Source organism: Nocardioides marinquilinus (assembly GCF_039543705.1).
Lineage (GTDB): Bacteria > Actinomycetota > Actinomycetes > Propionibacteriales > Nocardioidaceae > Nocardioides > Nocardioides marinquilinus.
Window position 1 is genome coordinate 311,691 of sequence record NZ_BAABKG010000001.1, and the last position, 13,853, is coordinate 325,543.

18 protein-coding genes are annotated in these 13,853 nt (G+C 76.0%); 9 read left to right on the forward strand and 9 right to left on the reverse strand.

All coding sequences use genetic code 11. From position 1 onward, the window contains the following. The first annotated feature begins 87 nt into the window (after positions 1 to 87). On the forward strand, positions 88 to 744 hold the full coding sequence (locus ABEA04_RS01495) for a DUF2461 domain-containing protein (RefSeq protein ID WP_345453726.1): 657 nt from the start codon (positions 88 to 90) through the stop codon (positions 742 to 744). Between the two features lie 46 nt (positions 745 to 790). Here ABEA04_RS01495 and ABEA04_RS01500 read toward each other — a convergent pair whose 3' ends face one another. Continuing rightward, positions 791 to 1,606 (reverse strand): hypothetical protein, encoded by an 816-nt coding sequence (locus ABEA04_RS01500; protein ID WP_345453729.1) that lies wholly within the window; start codon positions 1,604 to 1,606, stop codon positions 791 to 793. Continuing rightward, positions 1,603 to 2,133 (reverse strand): SigE family RNA polymerase sigma factor, encoded by a 531-nt coding sequence (locus tag ABEA04_RS01505; RefSeq protein ID WP_345453732.1) that lies wholly within the window; start codon positions 2,131 to 2,133, stop codon positions 1,603 to 1,605. The genes ABEA04_RS01500 and ABEA04_RS01505 overlap by 4 nt, the downstream gene beginning before the upstream one ends. A 77-nt stretch (positions 2,134 to 2,210) precedes the next feature. On the opposite strand from ABEA04_RS01505, the gene ABEA04_RS01510 reads away from it, so the two are divergent. The 3 genes from ABEA04_RS01510 to ABEA04_RS01520 all read left to right on the forward strand — a co-directional run bounded on the left by ABEA04_RS01510 (position 2,211) and on the right by ABEA04_RS01520 (position 5,426). Next, positions 2,211 to 2,837: an HAD family hydrolase gene (locus ABEA04_RS01510; protein WP_345453735.1), complete on the forward strand. Its 627-nt coding sequence runs from the start codon at positions 2,211 to 2,213 to the stop codon at positions 2,835 to 2,837. A gap of 64 nt (positions 2,838 to 2,901) precedes the next feature. After that, positions 2,902 to 3,774, forward strand: coding sequence for a hypothetical protein (locus ABEA04_RS01515; protein WP_345453738.1), 873 nt, complete (start codon positions 2,902 to 2,904; stop codon positions 3,772 to 3,774). Positions 3,775 to 4,043: 269 nt separating this feature from the next. Then, entirely contained in the window at positions 4,044 to 5,426 is a 1,383-nt protein-coding gene (locus ABEA04_RS01520; RefSeq protein WP_345453741.1) for a cytochrome P450, read from the forward strand. Positions 5,427 to 5,489: 63 nt separating this feature from the next. Here ABEA04_RS01520 and ABEA04_RS01525 read toward each other — a convergent pair whose 3' ends face one another. After that, the gene (locus ABEA04_RS01525) at positions 5,490 to 6,056 is read right to left on the reverse strand and encodes a TIGR03086 family metal-binding protein (protein WP_345453744.1); all 567 of its coding nucleotides are present in this window, start codon (positions 6,054 to 6,056) and stop codon (positions 5,490 to 5,492) included. A gap of 80 nt (positions 6,057 to 6,136) precedes the next feature. On the opposite strand from ABEA04_RS01525, the gene ABEA04_RS01530 reads away from it, so the two are divergent. Then, a complete protein-coding gene (locus ABEA04_RS01530; protein ID WP_345455605.1) occupies positions 6,137 to 7,063 on the forward strand; it encodes a helix-turn-helix domain-containing protein in 927 nt (308 codons plus the stop codon). Between the two features lie 466 nt (positions 7,064 to 7,529). Here the strand turns inward: ABEA04_RS01530 and ABEA04_RS01535 are convergent, their stop codons facing one another. Then, a complete protein-coding gene (locus ABEA04_RS01535; protein ID WP_345453747.1) occupies positions 7,530 to 8,012 on the reverse strand; it encodes an anthrone oxygenase family protein in 483 nt (160 codons plus the stop codon). Positions 8,013 to 8,092: 80 nt separating this feature from the next. Between ABEA04_RS01535 and ABEA04_RS01540 the strand changes: the two genes are divergently transcribed. Beyond that, on the forward strand, positions 8,093 to 9,094 hold the full coding sequence (locus tag ABEA04_RS01540) for an AraC family transcriptional regulator (protein WP_345453750.1): 1,002 nt from the start codon (positions 8,093 to 8,095) through the stop codon (positions 9,092 to 9,094). On the opposite strand, the gene ABEA04_RS01545 is transcribed toward ABEA04_RS01540, so the two are convergent. The 4 genes from ABEA04_RS01545 to ABEA04_RS01560 form a co-directional block, all read right to left on the reverse strand. Continuing rightward, positions 9,043 to 9,849, reverse strand: a complete 807-nt coding sequence (locus ABEA04_RS01545; protein ID WP_345453753.1) for a hypothetical protein — start codon at positions 9,847 to 9,849, stop codon at positions 9,043 to 9,045. The two genes, ABEA04_RS01540 and ABEA04_RS01545, sit on opposite strands and share 52 nt — an antisense overlap. Continuing rightward, complete coding sequence (locus ABEA04_RS01550) at positions 9,846 to 10,136, reverse strand: hypothetical protein (protein ID WP_345453756.1); 291 nt, start codon at positions 10,134 to 10,136, stop codon at positions 9,846 to 9,848. Before ABEA04_RS01550 ends, ABEA04_RS01545 begins: the two co-directional genes overlap by 4 nt. A gap of 1 nt (position 10,137) precedes the next feature. Further along, positions 10,138 to 10,617: a hypothetical protein gene (locus ABEA04_RS01555; protein WP_345453759.1), complete on the reverse strand. Its 480-nt coding sequence runs from the start codon at positions 10,615 to 10,617 to the stop codon at positions 10,138 to 10,140. A gap of 86 nt (positions 10,618 to 10,703) precedes the next feature. Next, on the reverse strand, positions 10,704 to 11,267 hold the full coding sequence (locus tag ABEA04_RS01560) for a 23S rRNA (adenine(2058)-N(6))-methyltransferase Erm(C) (RefSeq protein ID WP_345453762.1): 564 nt from the start codon (positions 11,265 to 11,267) through the stop codon (positions 10,704 to 10,706). Between the two features lie 124 nt (positions 11,268 to 11,391). On the opposite strand from ABEA04_RS01560, the gene ABEA04_RS01565 reads away from it, so the two are divergent. Together ABEA04_RS01565 and ABEA04_RS01570 are read left to right on the forward strand one after the other, a co-directional pair. Further along, positions 11,392 to 11,991: a GNAT family N-acetyltransferase gene (locus ABEA04_RS01565; RefSeq protein WP_345453764.1), complete on the forward strand. Its 600-nt coding sequence runs from the start codon at positions 11,392 to 11,394 to the stop codon at positions 11,989 to 11,991. Between the two features lie 61 nt (positions 11,992 to 12,052). Beyond that, positions 12,053 to 12,679 carry a hypothetical protein gene (locus tag ABEA04_RS01570; RefSeq protein ID WP_345453766.1) on the forward strand — a complete coding sequence of 209 codons (627 nt, stop codon included), beginning with the start codon at positions 12,053 to 12,055 and terminating at the stop codon, positions 12,677 to 12,679. A gap of 12 nt (positions 12,680 to 12,691) precedes the next feature. Here the strand turns inward: ABEA04_RS01570 and ABEA04_RS01575 are convergent, their stop codons facing one another. After that, positions 12,692 to 13,129 (reverse strand): TIGR03618 family F420-dependent PPOX class oxidoreductase, encoded by a 438-nt coding sequence (locus ABEA04_RS01575; RefSeq protein ID WP_345453768.1) that lies wholly within the window; start codon positions 13,127 to 13,129, stop codon positions 12,692 to 12,694. 71 nt (positions 13,130 to 13,200) lie between these two features. Between ABEA04_RS01575 and ABEA04_RS01580 the strand changes: the two genes are divergently transcribed. After that, complete coding sequence (locus ABEA04_RS01580) at positions 13,201 to 13,830, forward strand: hypothetical protein (RefSeq protein ID WP_345453771.1); 630 nt, start codon at positions 13,201 to 13,203, stop codon at positions 13,828 to 13,830. The last annotated feature ends 23 nt before the right edge of the window (positions 13,831 to 13,853 follow it).

The following is a 13,853-nucleotide window of genomic DNA, read 5'->3' on the forward strand; positions in this document are numbered from 1 at the left end:
AGTGTCGGCGGACGACGTCCGCCCGCGCAGCCGAACGACGGATCGGGTGGCCCGGCGCCGGGTCGGGGCCGCCCGTAGCCTGGCGCGGTGGAGTTCACCGGCTTCCCCGTCGCCGCGCTCGACTTCTACGACGACCTCGAGGTCGACAACTCCAAGTCGTTCTGGGAGGCCCACCGGCACGTCTACGAGGAGTCGGTGAAGGCGCCGATGGTCGCGCTGTGCGCGGCGCTGGCGCCCGAGTTCGGCGAGGCGAAGATCTTCCGGCCCTACCGCGACGTGCGGTTCGCGAAGGACAAGACGCCCTACAAGACCCACCAGGGCGCGTTCGTCGGGGTCGGGCCGAGCATGGGCCTCTACGTCGAGCTCTCGCCGCGCGGCGTCCGGGTGGGCGGCGGTTTCTACCACGCCGAGACGCCGCGGATGGCCGCCATCCGCGACGCCATGGCGCACGACCGCACCGGCCCCACGCTGCGCCGCCACCTCACCGTGCTCGAGAAGGCCGGCTTCGAGATCGGCGGCGAGCGGCTCAAGACCACGCCCCGCGGCTACGTCGCCGACCACCCGCGCATCGAGCTGCTGCGTCACAAGCAGCTCATCGCCAACCGGTCGTACGGGTTCGAGAAGGTCATCCACACCCCGGCCGTGCAGACGCTCGTCCGCGACGACTGGCGCGCCCTCCGGCCGCTGCTCGCCTGGCTGCAGCGCGCGGTCGCCGGCGTCCCCGAGGACCCGACCCGGCAGTGACCCGGCAGTGACCCGGCAGTGACCCGGCCCCGGCGCGCGGCCGGCGTCAGCTCTCGGCGAACCAGGCGTCGCTGGTGGCGAGGGCGGTGAGCTGCTCCGGCGAGATCGGGGGGACGTCGGTGACGGGCGGGACGTCCTTGCCGTCGGCGGCGTTGTAGGACAGCACGCTGACGATGTAGCCGTGCCGCCAGGCCAAGATGCCCTGGGCAGTCACGCCGTCGGCCGTGTCGGGGCCCCACCGCAGCAGCAGGACGCCGCCCTCGACGACGCACTCGCCGCCGGGCTGGCCGTCGGGCTGGTTCGCGGGGTCGACCATCGCCTGGCACGACGCCAGGCTGTCGGCGCGCTCGATGACGACCGTGGTGAGCGTGCCCTGCCACAGGAAGTGGACGGTCTTGTCCTGCGGCTCGTCCGAGACCCCGAACGGTGGGTCGCGCAGGATCGGGCCCGGCTCGCCACCGAGCTGCTCGCCCACGACCTGCGGGATCCGCGCGGCCGGGACGGCGAGGTCGGCGTCGACGCGCTCGAGCTCGCGCTGGCTCGGGATCGCGGGCTCGGTGGGCTCGGTGGGCTCGGTGGGCTCCGGGTCGGGCTCGGCGGAGTCCGTCGCCGTCGGCGCGCTGAACCCGGACGGCGCGCCGCCCGCGCCCAGCAGCCCCGGAGCGACGCCCGCCGCGGTGCCGATGACGCCGACGACGGCGACCGCGGCGAGCGCCGTCCCGACACGACGGCGGCGTCGCAGGACGCGGCCGCGTGCGGTCCCGGAGGCGACCAGGAGGTCGATGTCGGGCTGGAGGTCGTCGGTGACGCCGCGCAGGAGGCTGCCGGTGCGCCGTCCGGCCTGGTCGGTGGGGTCGTTCATGTGAGGGGGCCCTTCTCGGGGATGACGGCGAGCGACCCGTCGAGGAGGGGTCTGACGCGTTCGAGCGCCCGCTTGCTCCGGCTGCGCACCGCTCCGGCCGAGACACCCATCCGCTGCGCCGTCTCCTCGACCGAGAGGTCCTCGAGGTAGCGCAGCACCAGCACGGCGCGGTCGGCCGGGGCCAGGCCGCGCAGTGCGTCGACCACCGCGATCCGCAGCTCGGTGCGGTGCGCGTCGTCGTCCGCCCGGCCCGGCCCCCACGCCGACGGGCCCGAGGGCTCGGCGACGTCGGCGGTGGGCAGCTCGCCGCTGCTGCGGCGACGGCGGGCGGAGATGAAGGTGCGGGTGAGCGTGGTCTGCGCGTAGGCCGCCGGGTTGTCGATGCGGCGGAACTTCACGAAGACCTTGGCCAGGGTCTCCTGCACGAGGTCGGCGGCACCGTGGTGGTCGCCGCAGAGCAGGTAGGCCGAGCGGTACAGCTGAGGCGTGCGTGCGCGAGCGAAGGCGGTGAACTCCTCGTCCGACATGTCACTCCTTGGTTGGCGTCACCCCTTCGACGCCGGCCGCGGCCCCCGCGTTACACCCGCTGTGCACAATTCTGCTCGTGACGGGTTCCGAGGTCTCCGCGGTGGTGCTCGACCTCGGCGAGGTGCTGGTGCGGTGGGACCCGCTGCCGGCCCTCGCCGCCGGCGTCGGGGAGGCCGAGGCGCGCGCCTTCCTCACCGAGTTCGACTTCGACGCCTGGAACCACGAGCAGGACGCCGGTCGCTCCTTCGCCGACGCCTTCGCCTGGCTCGACCAGCACGCGCCGCGCTGGTCGCGGCACGGCCGGGCCTACCTCGAGCACTTCGCCCTCAGCCAGGTCGGCGAGGTCGAGGGCAGCGGGGCGGTGGTGCGCGCGCTGCTGGCGGCCGGGGTGCCGACCTTCGCGCTCACCAACTGGGCCAGCGAGACGTGGTCGGCGGCGCTGGAGCGGTTCGAGGTGCTGCGGACCTTCGACGACGTGCTCGTCTCGGGCGAGGTCGGCACCGCCAAGCCCGACCCGGCCATCTACGCGATGGCCGCCGAGCGCTTCGGCCACCCGCCGTCGTCGCTGTTCTTCACCGACGACAAGCCGGCCAACGTCGAGGCCGCGCGCGCCGCCGGCTGGGACGCTGAGGTCTTCACCGGCGCCGACGCGCTCGCGGCCGCGCTGGTGGCGCGCGGCGTCCTCGACCCCGACTGGGCCTGAACCGGCCGGACGGCGGTCACGCGCCGTTCACGGACGCGTCGCCCGGTCAGCGCACGCTCGACGCGTGCCCCGACCCCGCCGCGTCTACCTGCACGTGGGGCTCGACGACGGTTCCGGCGACGTCGTCGACGCCGCGCTCGGCCACCACGCGCACGCCCTGCTCGACCTCGGCGTCCGCCGCGCCGCCGCCACCGGCGAGGAGTCGTTCCGCGCCGCGCTCGACGCCGTCGGCTGCCACCGCGAGCACGGCTACGCCCGCGACGACGTGGCCGGGGCGTGGGCCCGCCAGGCCCGCCGCGCCCGCAAGGGCCGCGACACGATCGTGGTCAGCGCCCCGCTGCTCGCGGCGGCCGACCCCGCCCGCGCCGCGCAGGTCGTCGAGTCGTTCCGTGGCTTCGAGGTGCACGCCCTGCTGACCGTGCGCGCCCCCGACCTGTGGACGCCGGCCGACGACCCCGCCCGCGACCTGCCGTCGGTGCTCGCCCGCTGGACGGCGGCGGTGCGGCGTCCCGAGCGGACCCACGTGCTGGTCTGCGACGACGACCCGACGGCCACGTGGCGCGCGGTCGGCCGCACCTGCGGCTTCGGGACGGCGTCGCTCGCCGTCGCCGGCCTCGTGCCCGTGCGGCCGGCGCTGCTGCCGCCCGCCTGGGGCGTGGCGTCCGGGCACGACCGCGGCCAGCGGTGGGCCGAGCTGCTCACCGGCAGCGACGTGGACGTCGTCGGCGACCCGGCCGCGCTCGCCCGTCGCCCCGCCGACCCCGCCGACCCGGCCCTGCGGCCCGAGCAGCAGCTGGCCGCCGCCGCCCGCGCCCTCGACGACGCCCGCCGCGACACCGACCGCCTGCGCCGGCGCGCCGAGGAGCTCGAGCGGCGCCTCGGCAAGGCCGACGCCAAGCGCCGCAAGCTCAAGCGCCGCCTCGTCGAGGCCGGCTGAGGCTGCCGGGGCCGGCGGTCTCGAGGCTCGTCGCCAGGGCTCCTCGCACCTCGACCATCGTGATCCGGCCGTCGACCTCGCAGGGACCATGTCGACCCGGCCCCACGGACCCTGAGCCTGTCGAAGGGCCTCTCGCATATCGACCATCGTGATCCGGGCCCACGGACCCTGAGCCTGTCGAAGGGCCTCTCGCATATCGACCATCGTCATCCGGACCCACGGACCCTGAGCCTGTCGAAGGGCTCGCTACTCGTGCGTAACCTGGACGCGTGACGGCCCTCGACGACGTCCGAGCACTCACCGACCGACGCTTCCGGGCGACCAACCAGGTCGGTGGCTCCACGCCGTCCCCGCCGCGCGACGCCGCGCTGCCGCCCGGGCCGCGCTGGCCGGCGGCGGCGCAGACGGTGGCGCTGCTGCGGTTCCGCCACTGGTTCCACCCGTGGCTGCACCGCACCTACGGCGACGTGTTCACCGTGCGGCTCATGCCCGGCGGCCGCCCGCTCGTCATGGTCACCCGGCCCGAGCACGCCAAGGAGGTCTTCGCCGGCGACCCGGACGTCTTCCACGCGGGCAAGGGCAACGCCATCCTCGGGCCGGTCATGGGGCGGCACTCGCTGCTGCTGCAGGACTCCGTCGAGCACCAGCGCGCCCGCCGGCTGCTGATGCCGGCCTTCAACGGCCAGGCGCTCAAGGAGTACGCCGGTCTCGTGCGCGAGCTGGCCGCCGCCGAGGTCGACTCGTGGGGCGACCGCTCCGGCTTCGCCTCGCTCGACCGCATGAACGCGCTGACCCTCGAGGTCATCCTGCGCGTCGTCTTCGGGGTCACCGACGAGCGGCGGCTCGCCGAGCTGCGCCCGCGCGTGAACGCGACGGTCGACGTCCCGCCGATCGTGCTGCTCGCGTGGGGCTACCCGTGGCTGCAGCGCTTCGGCATCTGGAGGCGCACGGTCGAGAACCAGTACGCGCTCGACCGCTTGATGTTCGCCGAGATCCGCGAGCGCCGCGCGGCGCCCGACCTCGGCGAGCGCACCGACGTCCTCTCGCGGCTGCTGCGCGCCGGCGTGGACGACGGCGACGAGCCGCTCACCGACGTCGAGCTGCGCGACCAGCTCGTCACGCTGCTGCTGGCCGGGCACGAGACGACGGCGACCGCGCTGGCGTGGGCGCTCCACGAGCTCGGCCGCCACCCCGACCTGCACGCCCGCACCGTGCGCGCCGCCGAGGAGGGTGACGACGCGTGGCTCGAGGCGGTGCTCAAGGAGTCGATGCGGCTGCACCCCGTCATCCCGCTGGTGGTGCGCACCCTGATGCGCCCGGCGCGCATCGCCGGCCACGACCTGCCCGCGGGCGCGACCGTCGGCCCGTCGATCGTGGTCAGCCACCAGCGCGACGAGGCGTTCCCCGACCCGTGGACCTTCCGCCCCGAGCGGTTCCTCGGCCAGAACCCTGCCCCGAACACGTGGATCCCCTTCGGCGGCGGGGTGCGCCGCTGCATCGGCGCCGGGTTCGCCACGATGGAGGGCGTCGCGGTGCTGCGCGAGGTGTTCACCCGCGTCGACGTGCACACCGACGGCCGCGACGAGCCCCGCGTCCGCAACATCACCTCCGTGCCCCGCTTCGGCGCCCGCATCACCGTCCGTCGCCGCTGACCCGTCGCTTATGAGCGACGGGTCAGCGGCGGTCTCGTCGACCCGTCGCCTACAAGGGACGGGTCAGCGCGGATCCCGACCGATGAAGGCGATCAGGCGGGTCTGGGGGTCGGCGTCGGCGGGGACGTCGACGCGGGAGCCGTACTGGCCGCTGGCGCGCAGGACGTCGTCCATCGGCTCCATGCCCGCGAGCAGCTCGGCGCACAGGTCGGGGTCGAGGGTCTCGTCCTGGCCGGTGGCGCGGGCGAGGTCCCAGGTGTGCATGAGCACGTCGACGGTGTAGAACCGCGTGACCGCCTCGGGCAGCGGCAGCACGCCGATGTGGGGGTTGCTCAGCACGCGGCGTGAGCTCGACGGGTCGTCGAGCAGGGTCTGCACGGCGTCGGTCTGCGACCGCCAGGCGCCGACGGGGTCGTCGTCGACCGACGGGCCGGCCAGCAGCCTGATGTCGGCGCCGCCCTGCAGGAACGGCGGGAACCACTCGACGAGGTGGCGGACGACGTCGCGCGCCGTCCAGCCGGCGACGGGAGCCGGTGCGTCCCAGTCGGCGGCGCCCTCGACGCGGGCGGTGAAGCCCGCCGCGATCGCGCGGTGCAGGTCGGCGGGGGCGTCGGAGAGTCGGAGGGCCACGTGGCCAGTGTGCTGGGTCGCGGTCGTCGGCAACGCCGATCAAGCGCGACGGGGCCGCCGCGGGGCAGGCTGGTCGCGTGATGCAGACCGACGGCCTCGACCGGATCCTCGACCTGGCGCAGGCCGGGCTCGACGACCCGACGCTCAGCGCCGAGCAGCTGGCGGCGCGGGCCCACCTGTCGCGGTTCCACTTCGACCGCGTCGTGCGGGCCGCGGGCGGCGAGCCGCCCGGGGCGCTGCGCCGGCGGCTGCTGCTCGAGCGGGCCGCGCACCGGCTGCTCCGGCAGCGCGACCGCTCGGTGCTCGACGTCGCCGTCGAGGCCGGCTACGGCTCGCACGAGGCCTTCACCCGGGCCTTCACGCGCGCCTACGGCGTCACGCCCAGTGGCTGGCGGGCCGACCCGCCGCCCACCACCCGGTCGCTCGAGCTGCCCGGCGCGAGCGGCGTCCACTTCCACCCGCCCGGCGGCCTGCGGCTGCCGGCCCATCGCAAGGAGTCCAGCATGGACGTGCTGCAACAGCTCGTCGACCACCACGTCGACTCGCTCACCGACCTCGTCGCCGCGGCGGCGACGCTGCCCGACGACGTCCTCGACCAGCCCATCACGCAGTCGGTGGAGGGTGTCGACGACGACCCGACGCTGCGCGGGCTGCTCAACGGGATGGTGACCCAGGAGGAGCACTGGCTCTCCGCGCTGCGCGGCGGGCCGTGGCCCGACGAGAGCGACCAGACCCCGGCCGGGCTCGCCGCCCGCCACGAGGTCGCCGGCCGCGACTGGAAGGCGTTCGTCGCTGCCTCGATCGCCGACGAGGCCATGCTCGACACCTTCGTCGACACCACCTGCGAGCCCCCGGCCACCCACAGCGTCGGCGGCGTCATCGCCCACGTGGTCACCTTCGGCGCCGTGCGCCGCACCATGGCCGTCGGCGCGCTCTGGACGGCGGGCATCCGCGACTTCGACAAGGCCGACCCCCGCCCGATGCTCGACGCGCTCGCCACCCGCTGACCTGTGGTGTGAGGGGTCGACGGCGGGCCGGTAGCGGCCAGCCCGACCACACGGACCCTGAGCTCGTCGAAGGGACGGGAACGTTCGCGTCGACCTTGCGCGGTCTCGAGGCTCGACCGTGGCCGGCCTCGCACCTCGACCATCGTGGGGGCCGGCCGGTAGAGGTCAGCCCGACCACACGGGCCCTGAGCTTGTCGAAGGGACGGGAACGTCCGCGTCGACCTTCCGGGGTCTCGAGGCTCGGCCGTGGCCGGCCTCGCACCTCGACCATCGTGGGGGCCGGCCGGTAGAGGTCGGCCCGACCACACGGACCCTGAGCTTGTCGAAGGGACGGGCTCGGCCGTGGCCGGCTTGCGCCTCGACCGTCGTGGGGCCGGCCGGTAGAGGTCAGCCCGACCACACGGGCCCTGAGCCTGTCGCAGGGACGGGCCTGGCCGTGGCCGGCCTCGCACCTCGACCACCGGCGTCAGCGTGACAGCGCCCAGCCCAGGCAGCCGAGCGCGCCGGTCGAGGTGAACGCGCGGACGACGTTCCACCGCACCCAGGTCGACTCGAAGTCGGCGCGGACGGCGGCGAGGTCGGCGATCCGGTCGACCGGGCCGGCGGCGGCGAGGGCGTCGTTGAGCGGCACGTTGACCGCGATCGTGGTGATCGCGGTCGAGGCCGCCAGCACCAGCCCGGCGATCACCCACGGCCGCGCCGGACCGTCGGCGACGGCCAGGCCGAGCGCGGCGAGCAGGGGCGCGCCGATGAAGGTGGCCATGAACACCGGGTTCACGATCGCGACGTTCATCTGCTGCATGGCGTGCACGAAGGTGCGGTCGTCGACGCGGGCGAGCCCGGGCATCACCCCGCTCGCCCACGTGTAGTAGGTGCCGGCCTGCAGCCCGCTGGCCACGGCCGCCGCGAGCAGGATCGGGGACCGCAGGTTCTCGAGTGCTTCGATCATGACCGCAGTCCACCAGCGCGGAACGAGACGAACCATCGCTGATCGCGCCGAGAACATGCGTCGTCGTCTACGGTGAGGGCGTGGACGACCTCGCCGCCCTCCTCGACGGCCCGCGGGCCCAGGGCGCCTTCCTGCTGCGCTGCCTGCTCGACCCGCCGTGGTCGGTGGCCCTGCGCGACGACGCCCCGCTCTCGGTCACCGCGATCGTGCGTGGCGGCGCCTGGCTGCTGCCGGTGGACGCCGACCCCGTGCGGCTGCGCCCCGGCGACCTCGTCGTGCTGCGCGGCGAGCCCGGGGTCGAGTACGCCGTCCTGGCCGACGACCCCGCCACGCCGGTGCAGGCCGTCATCCACCCCGGGCAGGTGTGCCGCACGCCCGACGGCCGCGAGCTGCACGAGGAGATGCACCAGGGCGTGCGCAGCTGGGGCAACAGCGCCGTCGGCGAGACCGTGGTGCTCACCGGCGCCTACGCCGTCGACGGGGAGGTGGGCGCCCGGCTGCTGCGGGCACTGCCGTCGTACGTCGTGCTGGCCGGCGACGAGCTCGACACGCCGCTCGTCGACCTGCTCGCCGTCGAGCTGGTGCGCGACGCCCCCGGTCAGCAGGCGGTGCTCGACCGGCTGCTCGACCTGCTGCTCATCGCGGTGCTGCGTGCCTGGTTCGACCGCCCCGGCGGCGAGGCGCCGCGGTGGTGGAGCGCCCGGGCCGACCCCGTCGTCGGCCCGACGCTCGCGCTCGTGCAGGCGAACCCCGAGCACCCCTGGAGCGTTGCGGCGCTGGCCCGCGAGGCGGGCGTCTCGCGGGCGGCGTTCGCCCGCCGCTTCCACGAGCTGGTGGGCACGCCGCCCATGACCTACGTGACCGAGCACCGGCTCGCGCTGGCCGCCGACCTGCTGCGCGAGCCGCACGCCACCGTCGCGTCGGTGGCGCGGCGCGTGGGCTACGGCTCGCCGTTCGCGCTCAGCACCGCCTTCACCCGCCACCACGGCGAGTCGCCGCGGCAGTGGCGCGCCCGGCACCGCGCGGGGCGTCAGCCCCAGCCGAGCTCGCGGGCCGACGCGGTGCCGAGCGCCAGCACGTGAGCCGCCGGTGAGGCGACGTCCGGCGTCGTGACCACCGGCGGGCAGCCTGCCGGTGGCCAGGCCGGGGTAGGTGGTGGCGGGGGCCAGGCCGGTAGCGGGGGCGCGGTGAGGACGCCGGGCGCGGGCGGCCGCGGCGGACGCGCCGGTGCCGCCCCGTCACGACCGTCGGCCTGCGGCCGCGGCCCCCGCCCGCCGGGCAGCGCCCCCTGGGGCGGCGGCCAGCCCGCGTCGTCCGGTGGCGTCGGCGGCGCCGCGCCGAGCCGCACGGGCGCGCACCCCTGGTAGCGACCGACGGCGTCGAGCCAGGCCCGGTCGGCCCGCTGCTCGTGCTCGCGCGCCAGCCCGACGACCCGCACGACCGCGGCCCACGTGCGGGCCTGCTGCTCGTCGTCCGGGTCGGTCGGCGGCACGACGGTCGTGCCGACCAGCAGCCCCGCGTCGCGCGCCGAGCCCCGCGCCCGCCCGAGCACGTCGTCGACCGCCTGCAGCGCGCGGGCGTGGTCGGCCAGCGCGTCGGCCAGTGCCTGGACGGCGTCCGCCTGCCGCCCGAGGTCGGCCCCGAGCCGGCGGCACGAGCCGTGCATCGCGACGGCGGTGCGGCCCTGCAGCGACCCGTCGACGGTCTCGTCGGCCCGGCCCGCCACGTGCGCGACGACGCGGGCCGCGTCGTCGACACGCGCCGCCTGCCGGCCCAGCGCCCAGGCCGCCTCGCGGCACGCGCCGACGTCGGCCGCGAGAGCGGTCTCGACGCTCACGGCCGGCTCGCCGCGGCGCGCTCGAGGCGCTCGTAGCCACCGGCGGCGGCGTCGTCGGCGCCGAGGTGGAACGGCAGCACAGCGCGCACGTCGGCCGCCTCCTGCAGCGCCCGGACGGCGAGGTCGCCGACGTCGTGCTCGACGGCGGCCAGCACGGCGGCGGTCGCCTCGGTGGTGGCGCCGCTGTCGGCGCGGGGCAGCCGCTGCGCCTCGAGCAGGTCGTAGCCGGCGTCGGCCAGCAGCGCGGCCGCCCGCAGCGCGACGTCCGGCTCGAAGACGATGCTCACCTCAGGCCACCTCGACCGGCGGTGTCGGCTCGGCGAGCTCGACCGACTCGGCCACGAGCTCGAACAGGTCGCAGTAGTCGGGGTAGTCCTCGAGCGCGGCCGAGCAGGTGAGCACGACACCGGTGCCGCCGGCGAGCCACGCCCACTGCTCGCACACGACGTCGGCCGTGCCGAGCCGGTGGGTGAGCCGCCGGTAGTCGACCTCGTGCCCCATGAGGTCGAACCGGTCGTGGTCGTCGAGGTGCGCGTCGTCGAGCAGGTCGGCCAGCTCGGCCGTCGCCGCCTCGCGCCAGGTGCCGAGGTCGGCGTCCGGGACGGCGGCGCGGTGCAGCACCACCTCGGGCCGCACCCCGCTCGGCGGCAGCGCGGGCGCGCGGGCGGCGACGACGACGCCGCGCGCCGGGTCGGACCCGCGGCGGCGGCGCCACGTGGGCGGCAGGACGTAGGAGAGGGAGAGGGGTGCGTCGGTGGTCTCGGTCATGCCCCTAGCGCTGCTCGCGGCGGGGCTGGGGACAAACCGGGCCCTCCCGCGCCTGTGGACGACCGCGGCCACCACCGTCACCACCGTCACCGCCGCCGCACCCGCAGCACCACCGAGTCGACCCTCGGGGCGCGCGCGAACGCCGTCCGCGGCAGGGCCGGGCCGAGGCCGAGGTCGAACGCCGCGCCCCACCTGCCCGCCCCCGGCGCGCGCCCCTCGGCGAACCGGCGCGCGAGTCCGCGCTGCACCACGAGGTCGGCCGAGACCAGTCGCGAGCCGGGTGCGAGCAACCGCGTCAGCAGCGCGCTCGAGCCCTCGTACGGCGGGCTCGCCACGACCCGGAACGGACGCCGCGGCAGGCGCAGGTCGCGCACGTCGGCCCGGACGACGCGCAGCCGCGGCTCGTCGTCCGCGAGCGACCGCAGCGCGGCCAGCCGGCCGGGGTGCAGCTCGACGGCGAGCACCCGTGCGCCGGAGGCGAGCAGCGGCCGGGTCAGCGCGCCGAGGCCGGCGCCGGCGTCGAGCACGAGGTCGCCGGGGTCGACGGGCGAGCCCGCGACGACCCGCCGCGCCCACGTGTCAGTGAGCGGGTGCCAGCCCCAGGAGGTCGGCGGTCCGGAGCGCCGGGACCGCCCCGGCTGCCCGGGCACGGCGGAGCATGGTCAGGAACATCGGCATGCCACCGACCGTGCCAGCCGGCCCGCGCGGGCGTCGAACGCTTTTCCGTCGCGCCGACGGCAGCGGATCGTCCGCGTTCGGCCTTACGGTGCCGTCATGGCCGAGCCCGAGATCAAGCCGCTCACCACCGAGACCTGGCCCGACTTCGAGGCGCTGGTGACCCGCACCGGCGGCCTGTTCAGCGGCTGCTGGTGCGTCCACTTCCACCACGGCGTCCCCGACGGTCGGGGCGAGGAGGAGCCGAACCGCGACTTCAAGCGCCGCCTGGTCGAGGCGGGCATCGCCCACGCCGCGCTGGTCTACGTCGACGGCGAGGCGGTCGCGTGGGCCGAGTACGGCGCGCCGTGCGAGCTGCCCAACCTCCACCACCGCAAGCAGTACGACGCCGACCTCGCGGCGGCGGGCGAGGCGCCGCCCGACTGGCGCATCACGTGCATCAACGTCGGTCGCGGCCACCGCAAGAAGGGCTACGGCCGGCTCGCGCTGCGCGGCGCCGTCGACCTCGTCGCCCGCTCCGGCGGCGGCGTCGTCGAGGGCTACCCGCACGACATGGCCACCCGCGACCCCGCCAAGAAGATGAGCGACTCCTTCCTCTACAACCTCACGCGGTCGTCCTACGAGGACGCCGGCTTCACCTACGTGCGCCCCAAGGGGCAGCAGAACTGCGTGATGCGGATGACGGTCGCGCCGGCCTGAGCCCCGCCGCATGGCCCGATCGGGCCATGGCACCCGGGAACGCCGCGGGTGAGGGTGCCGTGTGGACACTCCTCGTCGGACCTGGGGCCCCTTCACCGGCACCCACCTCACCGTCATGGTCGTCGCGCTCGTCGCGGCCCTGCTCGTGCCGGTCGCGGCCGTCTCGGCGGGCGTGGCCCGCACCGCGATCACCAGCGGCAACGGCAAGAGCGTCGCCGGCGTCTCCGGTGGGCGGCTCGCCGTCCGCACCCAGCCCCTGGGCACCCTGACGACGCAGCCGGCCCCGCCCACACAGCTCGCCTCCTCGGCGACACCGGTGTTCGCGAGCCCCCTCCTGGGGTGCGTGCAGGTGCTCCGCCCGAGAGCCGGGCGGGCGCTCGTGGTGCAGCGGATCAACGTGAACGTCGTCGAGGCGCCGGGCGCCGGCAGCGGCTTCTACGTCGGCGTGTGGACGTCGTCGGACTGCAGCGGGGACTACCTCGCGGACGTGAACCCGGGCGGGGTCGGCCCCGAGACCGTCGACCTCGGGCCCGGCGTCGCGCTCCCCGCCGGCGTCGCCCTGTACGCCCGGGCGACGGACACCTACGCCGAGGTGAGCGCCTTCGGCTTCTCGGTGCCCGCGTCCGCGGCACCGCAGAGCCTGCCGAAGACCACGTCGGACCGCCGCGCCCAGCGGGTCGACCGCTAGGGCCGCGCGCGCCTAGGGCCCGTAGACGCGGGTCGGCGTCACGAGCACCGCGGCGCGCCGCTCGGTGGCCATCGTGCGGTCGTAGGCGTCCCAGTCGTCGTGGGTGCCGCCGGCGGCCTCGAAGATCTCGCGCAGCAGCAGCCGCAGCCGGTCGCCCTCGGCCCACGGCTGCGGGTCGTCGGGGCCGGCCAGCTCGGTGGTGCCCTCGATGGTGGCCCAGTGCCAGCCGTGGCGGAACGTCGCGGTCAGCTGCGGACGACGTCGCAGGTGCGCCCGCTTCACCGGCCCGGCCGCCACGAAGGCGAGCACGTCGTCGCCGGTGGCCGGGTGGGTCACGACGCCGGCGTTGACCACGGTGGCCTGCACGGTGCCGTCGGCCCGGGTGGTCGTGACCACCACCAGGCCCTGCTCGTCGCTGGCCAGCCCGACCGCCTCGCGCAGCGTCGTCATGGCGCTCACCGTAGGGCGGATGGCCCGATCGGGCCATGGTGTCTCACCCCGGCCCGGGGCACCGTCGCGCCATGACCGAACCCTCGCGCCGGCTCGGGCCGTTCTCCGGCGCCCAGCTCACCGTGCTCCTCGTCGTCGCCCTGCTGGCGGTGAGCCTCCCGGTGGGCGCGGTGGCCGCCGTCAAGGCCTCCCGGACGGCGATCAGCAGCGCCGACGGACGCAAGGTCGTCGGGGTGACCGGCGGGCGGCTCCAGGTGCAGACACAGCCGCCCGCCGTCGCGACCGCGCGGGTCGCGCCGCTCGCCGACGCCCTCGACCCGACGGTCGTCGGGGTCCTCGGCAGCACCTGCACGACGTTCGTGACGGCACCGGCGAGGCGGGCGGTGGTCGTGACAAGCATCAACGTCGACGCCTACGACGTCCCCTCGCCGCCGGGTCCCGGCCGCGCGGTGTTCCTGTTCCGCGGCGACTGCTCGACCCAGGTGCAGACCGTGAACCCCGGCAGTGTCGGCGTCACGACCCTCGAGTACGAGCCCGGTCTCGTCGTTCCCGCCGGGGGCCGGCTGTCGGCGCTCACGCTCGGCGGCGTCGCGGCCGAGCTGACCGTCTCGGGCTACCTGGTCGCCCCCGGTGCGGTCGCACCGGGCTCGAACCGCGTCGCCCCGGCCGGTCGCAGCCGCCAGGCCGACGGCGTGCGCTAGGCCCGACCGGCCCGTCGCCCACG